Annotated in this window: 18 protein-coding genes; 7 read left to right on the top strand and 11 right to left on the bottom strand. The window is 42.3% G+C overall.

Annotated elements, in window-relative coordinates:
- Positions 1-6 precede the first annotated feature (6 nt).
- Together ABEB05_RS13190 and ABEB05_RS13195 are read left to right on the top strand one after the other, a co-directional pair.
- Positions 7-315, top strand: coding sequence for a hypothetical protein (locus ABEB05_RS13190; protein ID WP_265790844.1), 309 nt, complete (start codon positions 7-9; stop codon positions 313-315).
- Complete coding sequence (locus ABEB05_RS13195; protein WP_265790846.1) at positions 312-1,070, top strand: MBL fold metallo-hydrolase; 759 nt, start codon at positions 312-314, stop codon at positions 1,068-1,070. The genes ABEB05_RS13190 and ABEB05_RS13195 overlap by 4 nt, the downstream gene beginning before the upstream one ends.
- A gap of 15 nt (positions 1,071-1,085) precedes the next feature.
- Here ABEB05_RS13195 and ABEB05_RS13200 read toward each other — a convergent pair whose 3' ends face one another.
- The 8 genes from ABEB05_RS13200 to ABEB05_RS13235 all read right to left on the bottom strand — a co-directional run bounded on the left by ABEB05_RS13200 (position 1,086) and on the right by ABEB05_RS13235 (position 8,309).
- Positions 1,086-2,171, bottom strand: coding sequence for a mannose-1-phosphate guanylyltransferase (locus ABEB05_RS13200; RefSeq protein ID WP_265790848.1), 1,086 nt, complete (start codon positions 2,169-2,171; stop codon positions 1,086-1,088).
- An 81-nt stretch (positions 2,172-2,252) separates the two neighbouring features.
- Entirely contained in the window at positions 2,253-3,338 is a 1,086-nt protein-coding gene (locus ABEB05_RS13205; RefSeq protein WP_265790850.1) for a sensor histidine kinase, read from the bottom strand.
- 3 nt (positions 3,339-3,341) lie between these two features.
- On the bottom strand, positions 3,342-4,022 hold the full coding sequence (locus tag ABEB05_RS13210; protein WP_265790852.1) for a response regulator transcription factor: 681 nt from the start codon (positions 4,020-4,022) through the stop codon (positions 3,342-3,344).
- 117 nt (positions 4,023-4,139) lie between these two features.
- Positions 4,140-4,736, bottom strand: a complete 597-nt coding sequence (gene ruvA, locus ABEB05_RS13215; RefSeq protein WP_265790853.1) for a Holliday junction branch migration protein RuvA — start codon at positions 4,734-4,736, stop codon at positions 4,140-4,142.
- 6 nt (positions 4,737-4,742) lie between these two features.
- A complete protein-coding gene (ruvC, locus tag ABEB05_RS13220; RefSeq protein WP_345694293.1) occupies positions 4,743-5,327 on the bottom strand; it encodes a crossover junction endodeoxyribonuclease RuvC in 585 nt (194 codons plus the stop codon).
- A 123-nt stretch (positions 5,328-5,450) separates the two neighbouring features.
- The gene (locus ABEB05_RS13225; RefSeq protein ID WP_265790855.1) at positions 5,451-5,930 is read right to left on the bottom strand and encodes an ankyrin repeat domain-containing protein; all 480 of its coding nucleotides are present in this window, start codon (positions 5,928-5,930) and stop codon (positions 5,451-5,453) included.
- Between the two features lie 461 nt (positions 5,931-6,391).
- On the bottom strand, positions 6,392-7,729 hold the full coding sequence (locus ABEB05_RS13230; RefSeq protein ID WP_265790856.1) for an alanine/glycine:cation symporter family protein: 1,338 nt from the start codon (positions 7,727-7,729) through the stop codon (positions 6,392-6,394).
- Between the two features lie 91 nt (positions 7,730-7,820).
- Positions 7,821-8,309 carry a DinB family protein gene (locus ABEB05_RS13235; RefSeq protein ID WP_265790857.1) on the bottom strand — a complete coding sequence of 163 codons (489 nt, stop codon included), beginning with the start codon at positions 8,307-8,309 and terminating at the stop codon, positions 7,821-7,823.
- A gap of 111 nt (positions 8,310-8,420) precedes the next feature.
- On the opposite strand from ABEB05_RS13235, the gene ABEB05_RS13240 reads away from it, so the two are divergent.
- A complete protein-coding gene (locus tag ABEB05_RS13240) occupies positions 8,421-9,182 on the top strand; it encodes a type III pantothenate kinase (RefSeq protein WP_265790858.1) in 762 nt (253 codons plus the stop codon).
- A 42-nt stretch (positions 9,183-9,224) separates the two neighbouring features.
- Here the strand turns inward: ABEB05_RS13240 and ABEB05_RS13245 are convergent, their stop codons facing one another.
- Positions 9,225-9,944 carry a MarC family NAAT transporter gene (locus ABEB05_RS13245; protein ID WP_265790859.1) on the bottom strand — a complete coding sequence of 240 codons (720 nt, stop codon included), beginning with the start codon at positions 9,942-9,944 and terminating at the stop codon, positions 9,225-9,227.
- Positions 9,945-10,038: 94 nt separating this feature from the next.
- Here ABEB05_RS13245 and ABEB05_RS13250 point away from each other — a divergent pair, with 94 nt between their 5' ends.
- On the top strand, positions 10,039-10,500 hold the full coding sequence (locus tag ABEB05_RS13250) for a GAF domain-containing protein (protein ID WP_265790860.1): 462 nt from the start codon (positions 10,039-10,041) through the stop codon (positions 10,498-10,500).
- A gap of 25 nt (positions 10,501-10,525) precedes the next feature.
- On the opposite strand, the gene ABEB05_RS13255 is transcribed toward ABEB05_RS13250, so the two are convergent.
- Together ABEB05_RS13255 and ABEB05_RS13260 are read right to left on the bottom strand one after the other, a co-directional pair.
- Positions 10,526-12,235: a M28 family peptidase gene (locus ABEB05_RS13255; RefSeq protein ID WP_265790861.1), complete on the bottom strand. Its 1,710-nt coding sequence runs from the start codon at positions 12,233-12,235 to the stop codon at positions 10,526-10,528.
- Positions 12,236-12,269: 34 nt separating this feature from the next.
- Positions 12,270-13,013: a segregation and condensation protein A gene (locus tag ABEB05_RS13260; protein ID WP_265790862.1), complete on the bottom strand. Its 744-nt coding sequence runs from the start codon at positions 13,011-13,013 to the stop codon at positions 12,270-12,272.
- Positions 13,014-13,178: 165 nt separating this feature from the next.
- On the opposite strand from ABEB05_RS13260, the gene ABEB05_RS13265 reads away from it, so the two are divergent.
- The 3 genes from ABEB05_RS13265 (at position 13,179) to ruvB (ending at position 15,710) form a co-directional block, all read left to right on the top strand.
- Positions 13,179-13,724 (top strand): RNA polymerase sigma factor, encoded by a 546-nt coding sequence (locus ABEB05_RS13265; protein WP_265790863.1) that lies wholly within the window; start codon positions 13,179-13,181, stop codon positions 13,722-13,724.
- A gap of 102 nt (positions 13,725-13,826) precedes the next feature.
- On the top strand, positions 13,827-14,615 hold the full coding sequence (locus ABEB05_RS13270) for a tetratricopeptide repeat protein (RefSeq protein ID WP_265790864.1): 789 nt from the start codon (positions 13,827-13,829) through the stop codon (positions 14,613-14,615).
- Positions 14,616-14,708: 93 nt separating this feature from the next.
- Positions 14,709-15,710, top strand: coding sequence for a Holliday junction branch migration DNA helicase RuvB (ruvB, locus tag ABEB05_RS13275; protein ID WP_265790865.1), 1,002 nt, complete (start codon positions 14,709-14,711; stop codon positions 15,708-15,710).
- Positions 15,711-15,744: the final 34 nt, after the last annotated feature.

Here is a 15,744-nt window from a genome sequence, read left to right on the forward strand (position 1 = left end):
AGCGGCATGAAGACGGAAAAACTACTTTTAGAACTGGAACAGCTGGTAGAACAATCGGGCTACGCCATACGTAAAGAAAAAGGTACCTTTAGAGGTGATTCCTGTGTAATGGAAGGAGAAAAGCTGGTAGTTTTAAATAAAAAAAAGCCTGAACAACAACAGGTGGGGCTTTTAGCCCGAGTACTCCAGGATCAATCCCTGCAGGATATCTATATTAAACCAGCAGTACGAAAACACCTGGAAGAACTGTGGGATCGCTTCGAACGATTTAAGGATCAGGAAATTGAAGAGCTAGATATAGATTTGGAAGAATGAAATTAACTTTCTTAGGAACCGGTACCTCAATGGGCGTCCCAGTGGCCGGCGGTTTTGGCAAGGAACGGCTGGATGGGGATCCCCGGAATGTACGATGGCGCTGCTCGGCCTGGATAGAAACAGATGAGTCATCTATCGTTATAGATACCGGACCCGAATTTCGCCTGCAAAGCATCCGCTCGGGTCTTTCCCATATAGATCTGGTACTGATTACCCACGAACACATGGACCATATCTCGGGACTGGATGATCTTCGGCCTTTTTGCTATGAGCAAAACCAAAGTATTCCTGTTTATGCCGGGAAAAAATGTCTCCACGCCATTCGCAAGCGGTTTGACTATATGTTCGGCCCTAACCGGTATCCTGGAGCAACTTCCCTGGATCTTCAGGAGGTCCCCGATTCATTTACCTTTCGGGATCTGGAAATTACTCCTCTGCCCGCTACTCATGGAAAAATAAATGTGCTGGGCTACCGGGTTAATGACCTTTCTTACCTCACGGATGTAAACGCCATCCCGGATGCTACCAAAAGAAAAATTGTGGGATCCAAAATGCTGGTCCTCGACGGACTGCGATGGAAGCCCGAACACCCAACCCATATGACCATTCCCCAAGCCGTATCCGTAGCTGAGGAGCTTGAAGTTCCCCAAACCTACCTTATCCACATGAACTCTTCTGTTAATCACAGCAAGAGCAATGAACGCCTTCCCGATCACGTTCAGCTTGCGTATGATCAGTTAACGGTAGAAATATAGATAGGAATCCCTCAGCTATAAATATTTTTTGTTTTTATCCTCTTCCTTCAGCTGATTTACAATCTGCTTGACTCCCTGCGCCTCATTTAAATTACACACTAAAATAGCCTGGTCGGTTTCTACCACTGCCAAATCTTCGACCCCAACGAGCGCAATCATCTTGTCACTATTGCTCTGAACAAGGTTATTTTTGGATTTGGTAATAGTAATATGTTCGGCTTCAATGACATTACCATTATTATCCTTCTCCCTCAAATCATACACGGCATTCCAGCTTCCTACATCACTCCATCCGAAAGAGCCGGGAACCACATATACACTTTCCGACTGTTCCATAATGCCGTAGTCAATTGAGATAGATGGACAGGCATGATAAAATTGATCAATGGCTTCTTTCTGCTTCTCACTGCCTATAGCGGGAGCAAGCGCATCTATCTGCTCACTTATTTCCGGCAGATGCTTTTTAAACTCATCCAGAATGGTTGTCGCACTCCACACAAACATCCCGCTGTTCCATAAGAAATTTCCCGAACTAATGAATTGCCGAGCGGTTTGCAAGTCGGGTTTCTCCCGAAACTGCTTAACTTTTCTTACTTCTTTTTGCTCATGCATCTCCGACTGTTCTGTATCAAACTCTATATATCCGTATCCTGTTTCCGGCCGATTGGGTTCTATGCCTATCGTAACCAGGTTATTCCCTTCCCTTGCTTTGGCATTCGCGGCTTTTAGTACCTTGCGAAACTTCTCCGGATGCCGGACAAGGTGATCCGCCGGAAGCACCGCCAAGGTAGCGTCAGGATCTTCTTCCTGAATTAAAGCAGCAGCCAGAGCCACGCAAGGGGCTGTATTTTTAGCAACGGCCTCACCAATGATATTTTTTGGGGGAACTTCAGGAAGCTGCTTGTTAACCAAATCGACATAGCGATCGTTGGTTATAACCCACAGGCGTTCAGCCGGGATAAGCTCCTTAATCCGGTCTGCAGTAGTCTGTAACATGGTTTGGTCGCCAAACAGGTTTAAAAACTGCTTGGGATGCTTTTTAGTGCTTTTGGGCCAAAAACGCGTACCGGATCCCCCGGCCATTATTACTGCATAAAACATGACTGATAAACTATTTTTGATATCAAAATTTACTATCGGAAAGGTACTTAAAAATGCGATGAGAGTGAAAAAGTCATCTCCTCATTCCGGAAAGCCCGCTGCGCGCCGTACTTTACTGAGCGTAAAGCTGAATGTAGAACCTACATTGGGTGTGCTTTCAATAAAAAACTCCTCTCCGTGGGCTTCCATTATGTGCTTAACAATAGCCAGTCCCAGTCCGGTACCCCCTTTTTCTCGCGATCGTGACTTATCAATGCGGAAAAAGCGTTCGGTGACACGCTCGATATACTGCTGCTCAATCCCGATACCGGTATCCTGAACATAAACCAATACCTTGTCTTCGTCCCTGGAAAACGGTTTTTCGCCTATGGTTACGCTTCCTTCCGGCACATTATATTTGATTGCATTTTCAATAAGATTTATAAGCACCTGCTTAATCTGATTTTGGTCGGCACTTACGATAATATCCTTATCAAATCCTTCTTTTTGCAACGTAATGTTCTCTTTTTGTGCTTTATATTGTAGATTTTCAACGGTATCATCCACAATTTTTCGAAGGTTAATATCCTGTACTTCGGATTTCAATTCTCCGGTTTCGAGCTTGGAGATCTCCATCAAATCTTTGGTTAAGAAAATCAGGCGATTAACATTTCGCATCGCCTTTTTCAAAAACTTCCGGTTTACCTCTTCGTCATCAATGGCCCCGTTAAGCAGTGTTTCTATAAATCCCTGGATGGCAAAAATAGGGGTTTTAAGCTCATGCGAAATGTCTCCGATAAATTCCTTGCGATAGTTCTCAATACGGTTAAGACGCTGGATCTCACGCTCGATAGTCTTACTGGCCCGAATAGACTGGGTAATTACATAATCTAATTCATCTCGGTTTTCGGAGGTGAAGTCCGAATAATCCTCAAAACGTTTACGGGCAATACTTCTGGTTATTTGATTTAACTGCTCCATACGACGAAACTGGAGCCTGTAACTCACATAATAGACCAATCCAAATGTTAACAGGATAAGGATCAGGTTGAAGAGAAGGAGAGTAACCAAGGCGGGAGTAAAGAAAAGATAACCCAATCCAAAACCCACTACTCCCACAGCTAAAGCCGAGCCAAGTGCAATTTTAAAAGAGAGGCGGGATGATTTTTTAAATGGAGCCTTCTTCATTCCTTATTCCTTAAAGCGATATCCGACACCTTTTACGGTTTCAATATATTCATCTCCCAGCTTTTTGCGAATTTTTCGAACATGCACATCTACCGTTCGATCAACCACGTATACATTATCACCCCAAACGTGATTCAGGAGTGTCTGGCGATCCATTACTTTTCCTTTTCGGCTGGCCAGGAAGTAAAGCAGTTCAAATTCCTTGCGGGGCAGCTGAAATTCTTCGTCTGCCTGGGTTACGATATAACGATCTTTATCAATAGTAATGTCGTGTACATTTATCTTATCTTGATCTTCAATAGCCGTCTCCTCAAAACGGCGCAATACGGCTTTTATGCGTGATATGAGCTTTGTGGTACTGATCGGCTTGGTTATATAGTCATCGCCGCCTTTATCAAGCCCTTCGATCTCCGTTTTTTCATCTCCCCGGGCTGTTAGAAAGATCACAGGAATACGCTTGAGCTGTCTGTCATCGCGAATTCGCTCTACCACTTCCAGCCCATCCATTTTGGGCATCATTATATCAAGCAGGATTAAGTCAGGCTGGTGTTTTCGAGCAACTTCAATTCCTTCCTGACCATCTTCAGCCTTTAGGACATCAAATCCTTCTTTTTTTAGGTTGTATTCAATGAGATCAAGCAAGTCCTTCTCATCATCAACCACTAAAATATTTTTCTTAGACACGGGCAAATAGTTAATTTCAATATTTAATTTATGTAAGCAGAATATTACCGAACCTTTATCTGCTTAATAGTACAAAGGGCCCGTCTAATATTAAACCCATTGGCTGTTAAATAATTGTTACGTATTAAGCTGGGCAAGTGCCCGTTTAACCAGTTCTTGTACGTTTTCGGCAGATTGTCCATTTTTTACAGCCATACCAACAGCCTTTTCAGAGTCGCGTTTTTTAAACCCGAGCGACTGCAGGGCAGAAATAGCTTCCTGTTTCAAATCGCCTGAAACAGCAGAAGAAGAAGTGTAAGTCGCATCCACCATTTCCGAAACCTTATCCTTAAGCTCAAGGATCATCCGTTCTGCCGTCTTTTTCCCAATTCCTTTAATCTGGGAAAGAGTTCCTTTGTCCTTCTGCACGATAGCGCCTGTTATTTCTTCTGCGGGCAAACCCGAAAGAATGGTTAGTCCCAGTTTAGGTCCTACCCCCTTAACCGTAATCAAAAGCTCAAATAGATCCTTCTCGTTTTGGCCTAAAAAGCCAAACAACCGCTGATCATTATCCGTTATATGATGATGGACCAATAACTCCGCTTCTTCACCTTTAGCGGGCAGCTCGTCCAGAGTCTGTGTGGAAATTTCTAACAGATAGCCAACATCATGAACATCCAAAACAAGCTGGTTTGCTGCCTTACTGTGTACAATACCTTTTAAATATGCAATCATAAAATATTAAGAACGTATCCGATCGGGATTATTAGCGACAAAGCTTTCCCAACTGGATTTACTATTATTCTGATGGGTTTTGTTCTGAGATTTGGGGATATCATTCTGAATACTGTTTTGCTTCATCAGGTGGCACCACGCTACCGCAAGCGCATCCGTGGCATCTTTTGAAAGTTTTTCCCCCGGAAGTTTCACCATCTTACGAAGCATAAAAGCGACCTGTTCCTTGCTTGCATTCCCGTTGCCGGTAATCGATTTTTTTACCTGCTTAGGATAGTATTCCGTAACTGAAATGTCATGGTTGGTAATAGCCAGCATGGCTGCAGCCTGGGCCCGTCCAAGTTTGAGCATCGCCTGGGGATCAACGCCATAAATGGGCGTTTCTACAGCACAGGAGGTAGGGTTAAAAGAAGAAACTATTTTAGAAACCTTATCAAAAATATACTGTAACCGATCGGAATGGTCATCCATCGTAGCCATATTTATAGTATCGCAACGCAGTGCAATAAGCTTGCCCTTTTGCCTGGTAAGAATAGCAAAGCCCGTGGTACGTGATCCGGGATCTATACCTAAAATGATATTTTCTGCCATACCCATATTTTAATGACGGTTCATTAAAATATAACAGATTAGCATCACCATTCCATATTTAGCCAAATAAAAAAGTCCCGGCGGGTTACCACCGGGACTTCAAGGGTATCTATGCTTAGAATGCTACTTGGTAAGGGTTGGTTGCGTTCGCATTTTCTTAAAAAAACTTACAATTCTTTGATGACCAAATTTTGCTGCCAGGGTTAAGGCAGTATTACCATTTTCATCCTCAATTGTTGGATCTGCATGGTGAGACAATAGCTTTTCAACCACCTGCAGCTGACCTGTTTCAGCTGCTATTATTAACGCGGTTTTTCCTTCCTTATTGTGCAAATTAATATCCGGGTCGTGAGACAGGATAATATCCAAAATGCGATGATTTCCTATCTCCGTAGCAACCATCAGTGGAGTATTACCTTGCTTATCTCGTTTATTTACGTCAACATCATCAGAAAGCAGCACGTTTATACTGGTATAATCGATGCTTCGGATGGCTTCAAATATATTCTCCTTGATCTGATCTGTGTTAGAATTAGCCTTTGCACCACTAACCCATAGCAGGCTTAGGGCGGTGATTAAGAATAATCCTTTTAATATTTTCATTATTTTTATAAAATTTATTTTATTATCAGTTAATTAGATATTAATTATTGCTCTACTTAGAGCGATGCAAAGATACGCACTTTCTGCAGCGAAAGTTACGGTACAAAAGTACTTTCCTAATAACTAGAAAGGGTTAGTACAGGTAGGATCCTCTCCTTACTTATTAACGAAAATTCTATATATTCATTAATTCCTTTGGCAGCCACCACTATATTCCCAAAGTTGTAAATAACATAGCTAGCCCGGAATATGAAGGGATGATGAAGGAGGAATTTTTATGTGCGCAGAGCTTTATTAGTCAATAAAAATTATACTCTCAGTAATTGATATTCTCGCTCTTTTAAGCGCTGGCTGGGACTTTTTATATAATCCCCCCCCACCTAATAAGACATTGACTTATTCAACGAATAAGTAATGCGGGGAAGGTACGATATACAATAAAAGCCTATTATTTCTTGGGCTTATTGAAATTCTTGAAAAGTGCCAATTCTTGAAAAGTAATCCCGGGCCACTTCCATTACTTTCGGCGCTAAAATCAATCCGGACACCATAGTTGGTATAGCCATCAAAGCGAACATCCCATCGATAAGATCGATAACCGCTCCAATAGAGGCAATAGAGCCAAAAACAATGGATCCCACATAAAAATAATTGTACCAGTGTTGTCGTTCAGCCCCGATTAAAAATCCCAGGCACTTGGTGCCATAATACGAGTATGTAAGCATAGAACTTATGGAAAAAAAGAGTACGCATATTACCAGTAAATAGGTACCGACGGTAGGCAGGGCTTCGTTAAATGCATTGAGAGTAAGGGTGACACCATTAGCTTCCGTAGATTTCCACACCCCCGTTACCAAAATAGCCAGAGCTGTCATCGTGCAAGTTATAATTGTATCGATAGCTGGACCGAGCATAGCGACGAGGCCTTCCCGTACGGGCTCCTTAGTTTTAGCAGCTCCGTGGGCAAGGGCCTCGGTACCGAGGCCAGCCTCGTTGGAAAATACGCCGCGCTGAATACCTATTACAATTAAGGAGCCAACCGCTCCCCCCATCACTGATTTTCCCGTAAAAGCATCGGTAACAATCAGTCCCAGGTAATAGGGGATTTCGGCTATATGAGAAACTAAAATAGCAATCACACATCCTACGTAAATAACCACCATAGCAGGAACCAACCGTGATGTAACTTTTCCGATCCGTTTAATGCCCCCGAAAATGACGAAAGAGACAAGGACTACAAGCACCAGCCCGGTAATCAGATCTCCTCCCATATGGGCATTTTCAGCCACCCATCCCTGGGGAATATAAATACTGTCACGCAGTATTTGTGTCAGCTGATTTGCCTGAAAAATGGGCAGCGGACCAAAAATACCGGCAACAGCAAACAACATAGCCAGCGGTTTCCATTTTTTACCGAGTCCCTCTGTTATTACGTACATGGGGCCTCCCTGTATTTTTCCTGCTGTATCCTTTCCACGATATAAAATAGCAAGCGTACAGGTAAAAAATTTCGTCGCCATCCCTACAAAGGCGCTTACCCACATCCAAAAGAGTGCGCCAGGCCCACCCATGAAGATTGCGACTGCAACCCCGCTGATATTTCCCATCCCAACGGTAGCAGCAAGAGCACTGGAAAGGGCTTCAAAGTGAGAAATATCTCCCGGATCATCAGGATTATCATATTTCCCCCGCAATATTTCGAGCGCATGAAAAAAGAATTTAAAAGGAGCAAAGCGGGAGTAGACCATAAAGAAAAGTCCACCACCGACTAACAGATACACCAGCGGCATACCCCACATAAAACTTGAAAATGCAGCCAGATACTCTTCAATAAGTTTCAGAACGGATACCTCGTGTGAATTTAATTAAATGCTTAACGGTGCGAATATACTAATTAGAACGGCTAAAAAAGATAAAATCGGTTGCAGGTGGTGTGATTCCTGCATTTCGCAACAAAACGGCGATCTGTGCACGGTGATGCTGCCCATGGATAATAAGATGTTGCAAAATATCCGATAAGGGGGTTTCAAAAGCTTTGCCCTTAGAATTCTGATAGGCAATTAGCTTTTCTAATGATGAGCGATTATTCTCAATTAATAATTTCCATTCTTCGGAAAGCGTTTTTAGCTTTTGAAGTCCTTCCGATAATCCATAGTCTGGCCAAATATCCAGCTCATCAGTAGATTGGCCTTTAATTCGATTATACCATACTTCCTGCGCGCCGGCAATATGGCTGTAATAAGCTATGGCTTCATCAGCTTCAGGAAAATTCAAATTATCCTGCAACGTCAACAATATTTGGTCATTTGCCCAGATATCATAAGAGTACAATCGCAAAAAATGATCAGCCGCATCCATAGGACCTGTTTTCAGTATCAAAATAACTTTATAAAATCATATCAGAATCATTGCTATTATACAAATTTTGAAGTAGATATTTGGGAGACTATTTTAAGGTATCTAATCAAAAAGAAATTGAATCAATAAATTATGCTGTTAGCACTGGATATCGGAAACAGTAATATCGTCATAGGAGTATCTGACGAAAATAAATGGGTGCATCAATGGCGCATTCAAACGGATGACGATAAAACTGCTCACGAATATGCCGTACTGATGGGCAGTTTGTTTAAAGAAGTGGACCTGAATTACCCCCACTTCAGCCGCATTATCATTGGTAGTGTTGTTCCCCAGCTTGCCCAAACTATTCGTGATGTCTTTAGTAACCGATCAAATGTGGACCCGCTAATTCTAAACGGAGATATTGAAACCGGTATCGAAATAGGCCGCCCCGATCCCGCGCAAGTGGGCGCCGATCTCATCGCTGATTCCGTTGGTGCCTACGAACTATTTAATGACAACTGCATTGTAGTGGATTTTGGAACCGCAACAACCGTGATGGCGGTGGAAAAGCCGGGCCGATTAATGGGAGGAGCTATCTGTTCGGGACTTAAGGTAACTATTGACGCCCTGGTTGGGAAAGCTGCTCAGCTTTCCCAAATTCCAATGGAGCCACCGCCGAAGGTAATCGGTACGAATACCATTGAGTCAATGCAGTCGGGACTGGTGCTTGGCCATATTTGTATGATCGAAGGCATCATTGACCGTATGCGCCAACAGATAGGAGCGGCAAAAGTAGTAGCAACAGGCGGTCTTGCCCAAAAAATAGCTCCCCATACAGACTATTTTGATGTTACGGATCCCATGTTAACCCTCGATGGCCTCCGCCTAATTGCTAACAGGCAGAAATAAAAAGTACTTTTGCCTAGCCTTCGATGGAATACCTTACCTGGTCTATACGCCAAAAAAATTTGAGATACCATTTAAAATAAACTGTACACCAATAGCCATGGCGATAAATCCCATCATCCGGGTGATGGCATTCATACCGGTGGGACCAATATACTTTGCTGAGAAGGGAGCTAATCGAAGAACTCCAAACGAAATTATGGCAACCAAAATAATAGCCAGCGTCATGATGGCAAGATCCATAATACCGCCTGCCTGAGATGCCAAACCAATAACAACTGCTATACTTCCAGGACCGGAAAGCATGGGCATTGCCATGGGGCTAAAGGAAACATCCTCCTTATCTTTGGCTGCTTCTTGTGCTTCATCAGAAATTTTTCGTTCTGACTGATCGGGGTTCAGCATCGAATAAGCCGCCCGCAAGATTATTAGTCCACCGGCAATGCGAATCCCCGACAGGCTTATACCAAAGAAGCTCATAATATAGGTTCCCGCCAATAGGAAAATGACGAGAACTAAAAACATGTAAAAAGAGGCTTTCTGCGCAACTGCTGTGCGCTCAGTATCGGAATTTTGCTCAGTAAGAGATAAAAAAACAGGCATCGCCGCCAATGGATTTGCTACCGAAATAATAGATGTAAAAGCGGCAATAAACAGTGAAAAAGAACTCGAAAAATAAGTCGTAACTAAATTACTTTGATTCAATAGGTCTTCAACCATAATACTGACAACCGGAAAACTTTTGGAAGGTATAAGGACCTTCAAAAATACACATTTTTCTTAGGAAAAATTAAGTCGTATTTTCAATTTTTGTAGTCATGACTAATGTTAGTATACAATTAAAACAAATCCAGGCATAGTGAACAACACGCACGATTTAACAAAACAAGTTGCTGAAATTGTTAATAAATCAAAGGCAAGCAGGAAGGAAAAGCTACAGGAAATATGCCGGTTATTATCTGATGAGATAGAAGTGTTTGACTGGGTTGGGTTTTACTTAGTCGATCCTAATGCAGACCGAGAGCTGGTACTGGGTCCCTATGTTGGGGAAGCTACCGATCATACCCGTATCCCTTTTGGGAAGGGCATTTGCGGCCAGGCTGCGGAAACGAACGAAACTTTTGTAGTCCCGGATGTCAGCAAGGCCGATAATTATCTCTCCTGCAGTATCCACGTAAAGGCCGAAATTGTTGTCCCCATCAAAAAGGACGGAAAATTTATAGCCGAACTCGACATCGATTCTCACACCCGGGACTCCATTACCGAAGAGCACCAAAAGATGCTGGAAGAAATATGTGACCTAACAGCCGACTTATTCTAAATAAACGAATCTGATTCTACCAGCGCTAATTTTCTTTGGTAATCTCTATAAATTGCTGGTTATCTACTGCCGGTGGCTGATCTGCATTTGCGATTAGTACGGTAGAGGCATACATCGTGCGCACAATTTTACTCAACTTTTCAAAACGGATTTTGTGAACTTCATCCGAAGGCTGATGGTAATCTTCGTGTATCCCGGTAAAGAAGAATGCGAATGGTACGCCCAACCGTCCAAAATTCCAGTGATCACTACGCCGGTAAAACTGGTTGGGATCCTGCAGGTCATTATACCTGTTATTAAGCTCTATCTGTCCGGAACGGCTGTTCGCCGCCTTTATAAGACTATCCAAATCTGAGGAAATGATTTCACCCCCGATAATATAGGCGTATTCTTCTATCCCCTGTTCTTCGTGTTCTTCATCAATTCGGCCAATCATATCACTGTTAATATTAGCCACCGTATTTTCTATGGGAAAGACCGGATGGTCGGAATAGTATCGGGATCCCAGCAAACCTTTCTCTTCTGCCGTGACGTTCAAAAACAAAATGCTTCTTCTGGGACGAACGCCATCCTCGGCCGCTTTATGAAATGCATGTGCAATATTAAGCAGCCCTATGGTTCCGCTGCCGTCATCGTCCGCACCATTGTAAATACGATCACCGGTAGAATCCGGCTGACCAATTCCTACATGGTCATAATGTGAAGTGATCACCACAACCTCATCTTTAAGCTCCGGGTCACTCCCATCAATATAAGCCAGTACATTTTCTGTTCTTATAGAGTTTTTGGATGTATATGGCATTTGGGCAAGGCTATAATTGAGCGGCTGAAGGGAAAAATCTTTAATATTTTGCAAAATTTTCTCTCGATAGTCTCTTATTGCATCTGCGCCTCCCACTAAATTAAGCATCTGGGCAGCCATATCGGGACTAATCATATTATATCCTTTTGAGAAAGGACCTTGTCCGGAACTATTCCCATCGTCGAGGTAAGCCAACTGCATATTTGATGGCTCTCCAAATGCAGACTGATCTGCTCTTGCAGCTTCTTCAAATTCGGCTTCGCTCATATCCGAAATCAGTAATATCCCTTCGGCCCCCGCTCCAAAAATGGCATTAAATCTACTTCGGTTATCCACAGACGAGCTGATAAGAGTATCACCATTTTCGACATGCGGAATATCCTGAAATACCATAACCCATTTTCCCTGAAGATCTGCCCCTTCTAAATGAGCAACCTCTCGGGCAGGATCATTAACACCAAAGCCGGCAAATATAATCTCACCGTTTAAGGAATCAGTACCTCCAAAAGCACGAATATAGTCTGCAGTAGACTGGCTACTAGCTACCGACCGACTTACAATACTTTTTTCTTCACCTGTTGTAGTATATGTCTCAAATATTATACTATCATTTTGCGTGGTATTAAGATCAAAATGCTGATAGTAAGTATCGTTATCACCTACGGGTATCAGTCCCATTTGTGCATATTGCTCGGACAAATATTCCGCTGCTTTTCTTTCTCCCGGAGTACCGGTTTCACGCCCCTCCATAGAATCAGCTGCAAATATAGACAAATGATGTCGCAAAAAATTCTCCGTGATACTATTCTGGTAGCTTAAGAGTGTTTCCGTATCAGAAATGGGGACTTTCTGACTTGCTTTTTCTGTTCCACTGCAGCCTGCTATGATTAATAGTAGGCTTAGACATAGTCCTGTCGTAATATTGCGTTGCATATTGGCTGATTTACTTTTTGAGGATACTTATAGTTTATGTTGCACTAATAATTTCATCTACGGGTTTCAAATCCAGATAAAAATCGGTTGGATCATCATTTTCCACATATAAATTTATCTGCCGTTCCTTGAGCATCTCTAAAATAGCCAAAAACGTAACTACGATTTTTGTACGGGTTGCCAGTTCCCTGCACATAGCCCGAAATCCGGTTCGTCCGCTTTCTTGTAGTCTATTCAAGACGTATTCCGTTTGATCCTCGATGGTATGCTGAATTTTTTCTACATGGTGCATGGCTTCCTGCTTCTTAATATCAGTCAGCACCTTTTTAAAAGCAGTCATCAGGTCGAACATAGTTACATTTTTTAAGGCCTCACCGCTGGCCTGTTTTTCTACCTGATCGACTTCGCGGTATCCACGAAAGTGTTTCTTCTGGGCCTCCTCCTCAATAGATTCCATTTTTTCGGCCATTTCCTTATACCGCTTATACTCCAACAGCCGCTGCACTAATTCATAACGGGGATCGTGTTCATCCAGCTCCTCAGAGGAATCTTCTTGGGGCAGCATCATTTTTGCCTTTATGGACATCAACATACTGGCCATAAGGATAAACTCGCTAGCCACATCCAGGTCCAGTTCTTCCATCAGGCTGATGTACTCCAGGAACTGATTGGTAATATATGAGATGGGAATATCATAGATATCAAGCTCATCCCTTTTGATAAAAAAGAGAAGTAAGTCCAGGGGACCTTCAAAGTTTTTTAACTGTACGCGGTACATTTATGCCTTAATAATTGGAATTATATCCATAACCATGCACTCATTTAATAAAAAAAGGGAATATTTATCGTTTTTACTACCAGAATTTTAGAATTAGAGGCACATATTGTTATTATTTTTATTAAAATCTAAGGTCCTATTTATATAGTTTTTATTTGAAGCGACATGGATTACTCCGAATTGGTTAGTGCCCTAAAGGAAAATAATACCCAAAAAACAAACAAGTTAGTAAAAGCGATCAGATCCCGGCTGGTAGCTTTTTTGCGTATTCACATGAACGCCAGCCAGTCGGATGCCGAAGACATGGCACAAGAAGCGCTGCTTATTAGTATAGAATCTATTCGCAACAATAAAATAAAAAATCCGGATCAGGTTGTTAAATATATGATATCGGTCTCTCGCAACGCCTATTTAAAAGAACAACAAAATAGAAAGCAGGTATCATTTGAAAAAATTTCTGACCTTTATCAGCATAAGCCCGGCCAGCTACAGTCTTTACTAGACAAGGAACAGAAAAACCTGCTACAGTGGTGTTTGGACCAGCTAAAGGATGAATATCAGAAATATATGCAATTTTGGTTTGATAATCCTGATATGCATACACAAAAAGTAGCCGACCACTTTGATATTAGTTTAAGCAATGCCTGGACCCGAAAACACCGGTTAATAAAAAAGCTGAGCGAATGTTATCAGAAAAAAAGTAAATTATAATGTAAGGATTTGCTTCTAAAACGTACTTACTTAGTAGTGATACCATTATATAACCTTTTGAAGTGACATATAAGCTAATAAGAACTAATTTATCGCACAATTATGTCAAGAGACATTGAACTTGAACAAAAAATAGACGCCTATGTTAAGGGCCAGTTGACAGAGGAGCAGGGCCGTGAGTTGTGGGAGGAACTGTTGAAGAAACCCGAATACATTGAGCTTCTGAATACCGAAATAGGAGTAAAATCCCTTCTATCCAAAAAGGAACCGGAAAAGAAAGAGGAGCGGCATAACTTCATTTATACTCTTCAAAATTCATGGAAGTGGACTGCCGCGGCTGCAGCTATTGCGTTAATTGTTGTTGCCTTCAATTTCTTTACGGGAAGTTCAGAAAGATCGCTGGAAGACTTGGCGCTCAATAATATCAACATCTCCGAAAACCTGGTTTCATCTCCGGTTCTGCGATCCAACAATACTCAGGTTAGTACGGAAGATTCTCTATTAAACCTTGGATTTGAAGCTGCTCTGGCTGGCAATATCTCTAAAGCTGTTTCACTCTATGACACAATTATTGAAAAATATCCGGGCGAACCAATAGCTACCAAGGCCTACCTTAACAAAGGAATTATCCACTTTAACGATGGCGATTTAAAAGAGGCCATAGCATCCTTCAAGAATGTTATAAATCAATCAGAGGGGACCTCTTTTATTAAGGAAAAAGGATACTGGTATTTAGGCAATGCCTACATCAATACCGATAGTCTTAATAATGCACATGATGCAATGTATCAGGTATACTCAATGGAAGGCATTTATGAACAGCCGGCAATCGATATTCTTCATAAGCTGGATAAGGAATTAGAGAATCCTGAACAAAATTATAAACCATAGGTAAATTATACGAATAAACCCTTCGAATATTTGCAAATAATGAGTTAATTTTATCTTCAATCCACTGATTGATAAACTATTAATTCATCCATTTTGCAAAATCCTCTTTTAGATGCCACAGATAATGACGAAGAGTACGAACAAACGCTTCGTCCCACGCGCATCAACGAATTCATCGGTCAGAAAAAGGTTATCCAAAATCTTTCTATCTTTATCGAGGCTGCCCAAAAAAGACAGGAAGCCCTCGACCATGTGATTCTCTCCGGACCACCGGGGCTGGGTAAAACAACTCTGGCGCATATTATCGCAAATGAGATGGGAGTTCAGATTAAACCCAGTACGGGACCCGTACTCGAGAAACCCGGTGATCTGGCAGGCATGCTCACCAATCTTGAGGAGGGAGATGTTCTCTTTATTGACGAAATTCATCGTTTGAATCCTGTGGTTGAAGAATACCTCTACTCGGCCATGGAAGATTATCAGCTTGATATTGTTATCGACTCGGGACCCAATGCGCGCAGTATCCAGATAGAGCTTAATAATTTTACCCTGGTGGGAGCGACTACCCGAAAAGGGCTGCTTACGGCCCCGCTGCGGGCCCGTTTTGGGATTGACATGCGGTTGGATTATTACGATGTGGAACTGCTTCAACGTATTGCCCTGCGTACAGCCTCTATTTTAAATATGGGTATTACCGATAAGGGAGCGCACGAAATTGCGCGCCGAAGCCGAGGTACTCCCCGAATTGTGAACAAGCTATTGCGGCGTACCCGGGACTTTGCCCAGGTTCAGGATATGAATACCATTACCGATGAAATCGCAGATACATCTCTGAATGCTCTTGATGTGGATCAAAACGGCTTTGACGAAATGGATATTCGCATTCTTACTGCAATAATAGAAAACTACGAAGGAGGTCCGGTAGGACTTGGTACGCTCAGTGTAGCCGTCGGGGAAGACAAGGGTACCATTGAAGAGGTCTACGAACCCTATCTCATTAAAGAAGGCTTCCTGCAGCGCACCCCAAAAGGTCGGGTTGCTACCCGAAGGGCATTTGATTATCTGGGTATCAAGCCACCTTCAGAGGATGACTAATTAAATATAGATGGCGTTTTATCTCCAACTGAAT

Origin of the sequence: Fodinibius salicampi, assembly GCF_039545095.1 — a bacterium.
GTDB lineage: Bacteria > Bacteroidota > Rhodothermia > Balneolales > Balneolaceae > Fodinibius > Fodinibius salicampi.

What these genes read in the sequence shown, in the direction of transcription:
- ABEB05_RS13190 (WP_265790844.1), top strand. Translation starts at nt 7, where the DNA reads ATGAAGACGGAAAAACTACTTTTAGAACTGGAACAGCTGGTAGAACAA.
- ABEB05_RS13195 (WP_265790846.1), top strand. Translation starts at nt 312, where the DNA reads ATGAAATTAACTTTCTTAGGAACCGGTACCTCAATGGGCGTCCCAGTG.
- ABEB05_RS13200 (WP_265790848.1), bottom strand. Translation starts at nt 2,171, where the DNA reads ATGTTTTATGCAGTAATAATGGCCGGGGGATCCGGTACGCGTTTTTGG.
- ABEB05_RS13205 (WP_265790850.1), bottom strand. Translation starts at nt 3,338, where the DNA reads ATGAAGAAGGCTCCATTTAAAAAATCATCCCGCCTCTCTTTTAAAATT.
- ruvA (WP_265790853.1), bottom strand. Translation starts at nt 4,736, where the DNA reads ATGATTGCATATTTAAAAGGTATTGTACACAGTAAGGCAGCAAACCAG.
- ruvC (WP_345694293.1), bottom strand. Translation starts at nt 5,327, where the DNA reads ATGGCAGAAAATATCATTTTAGGTATAGATCCCGGATCACGTACCACG.
- ABEB05_RS13225 (WP_265790855.1), bottom strand. Translation starts at nt 5,930, where the DNA reads ATGAAAATATTAAAAGGATTATTCTTAATCACCGCCCTAAGCCTGCTA.
- ABEB05_RS13230 (WP_265790856.1), bottom strand. Translation starts at nt 7,729, where the DNA reads ATGTGGGGTATGCCGCTGGTGTATCTGTTAGTCGGTGGTGGACTTTTC.
- ABEB05_RS13240 (WP_265790858.1), top strand. Translation starts at nt 8,421, where the DNA reads ATGCTGTTAGCACTGGATATCGGAAACAGTAATATCGTCATAGGAGTA.
- ABEB05_RS13255 (WP_265790861.1), bottom strand. Translation starts at nt 12,235, where the DNA reads ATGCAACGCAATATTACGACAGGACTATGTCTAAGCCTACTATTAATC.
- ABEB05_RS13260 (WP_265790862.1), bottom strand. Translation starts at nt 13,013, where the DNA reads ATGTACCGCGTACAGTTAAAAAACTTTGAAGGTCCCCTGGACTTACTT.
- ABEB05_RS13265 (WP_265790863.1), top strand. Translation starts at nt 13,179, where the DNA reads ATGGATTACTCCGAATTGGTTAGTGCCCTAAAGGAAAATAATACCCAA.
- ABEB05_RS13270 (WP_265790864.1), top strand. Translation starts at nt 13,827, where the DNA reads ATGTCAAGAGACATTGAACTTGAACAAAAAATAGACGCCTATGTTAAG.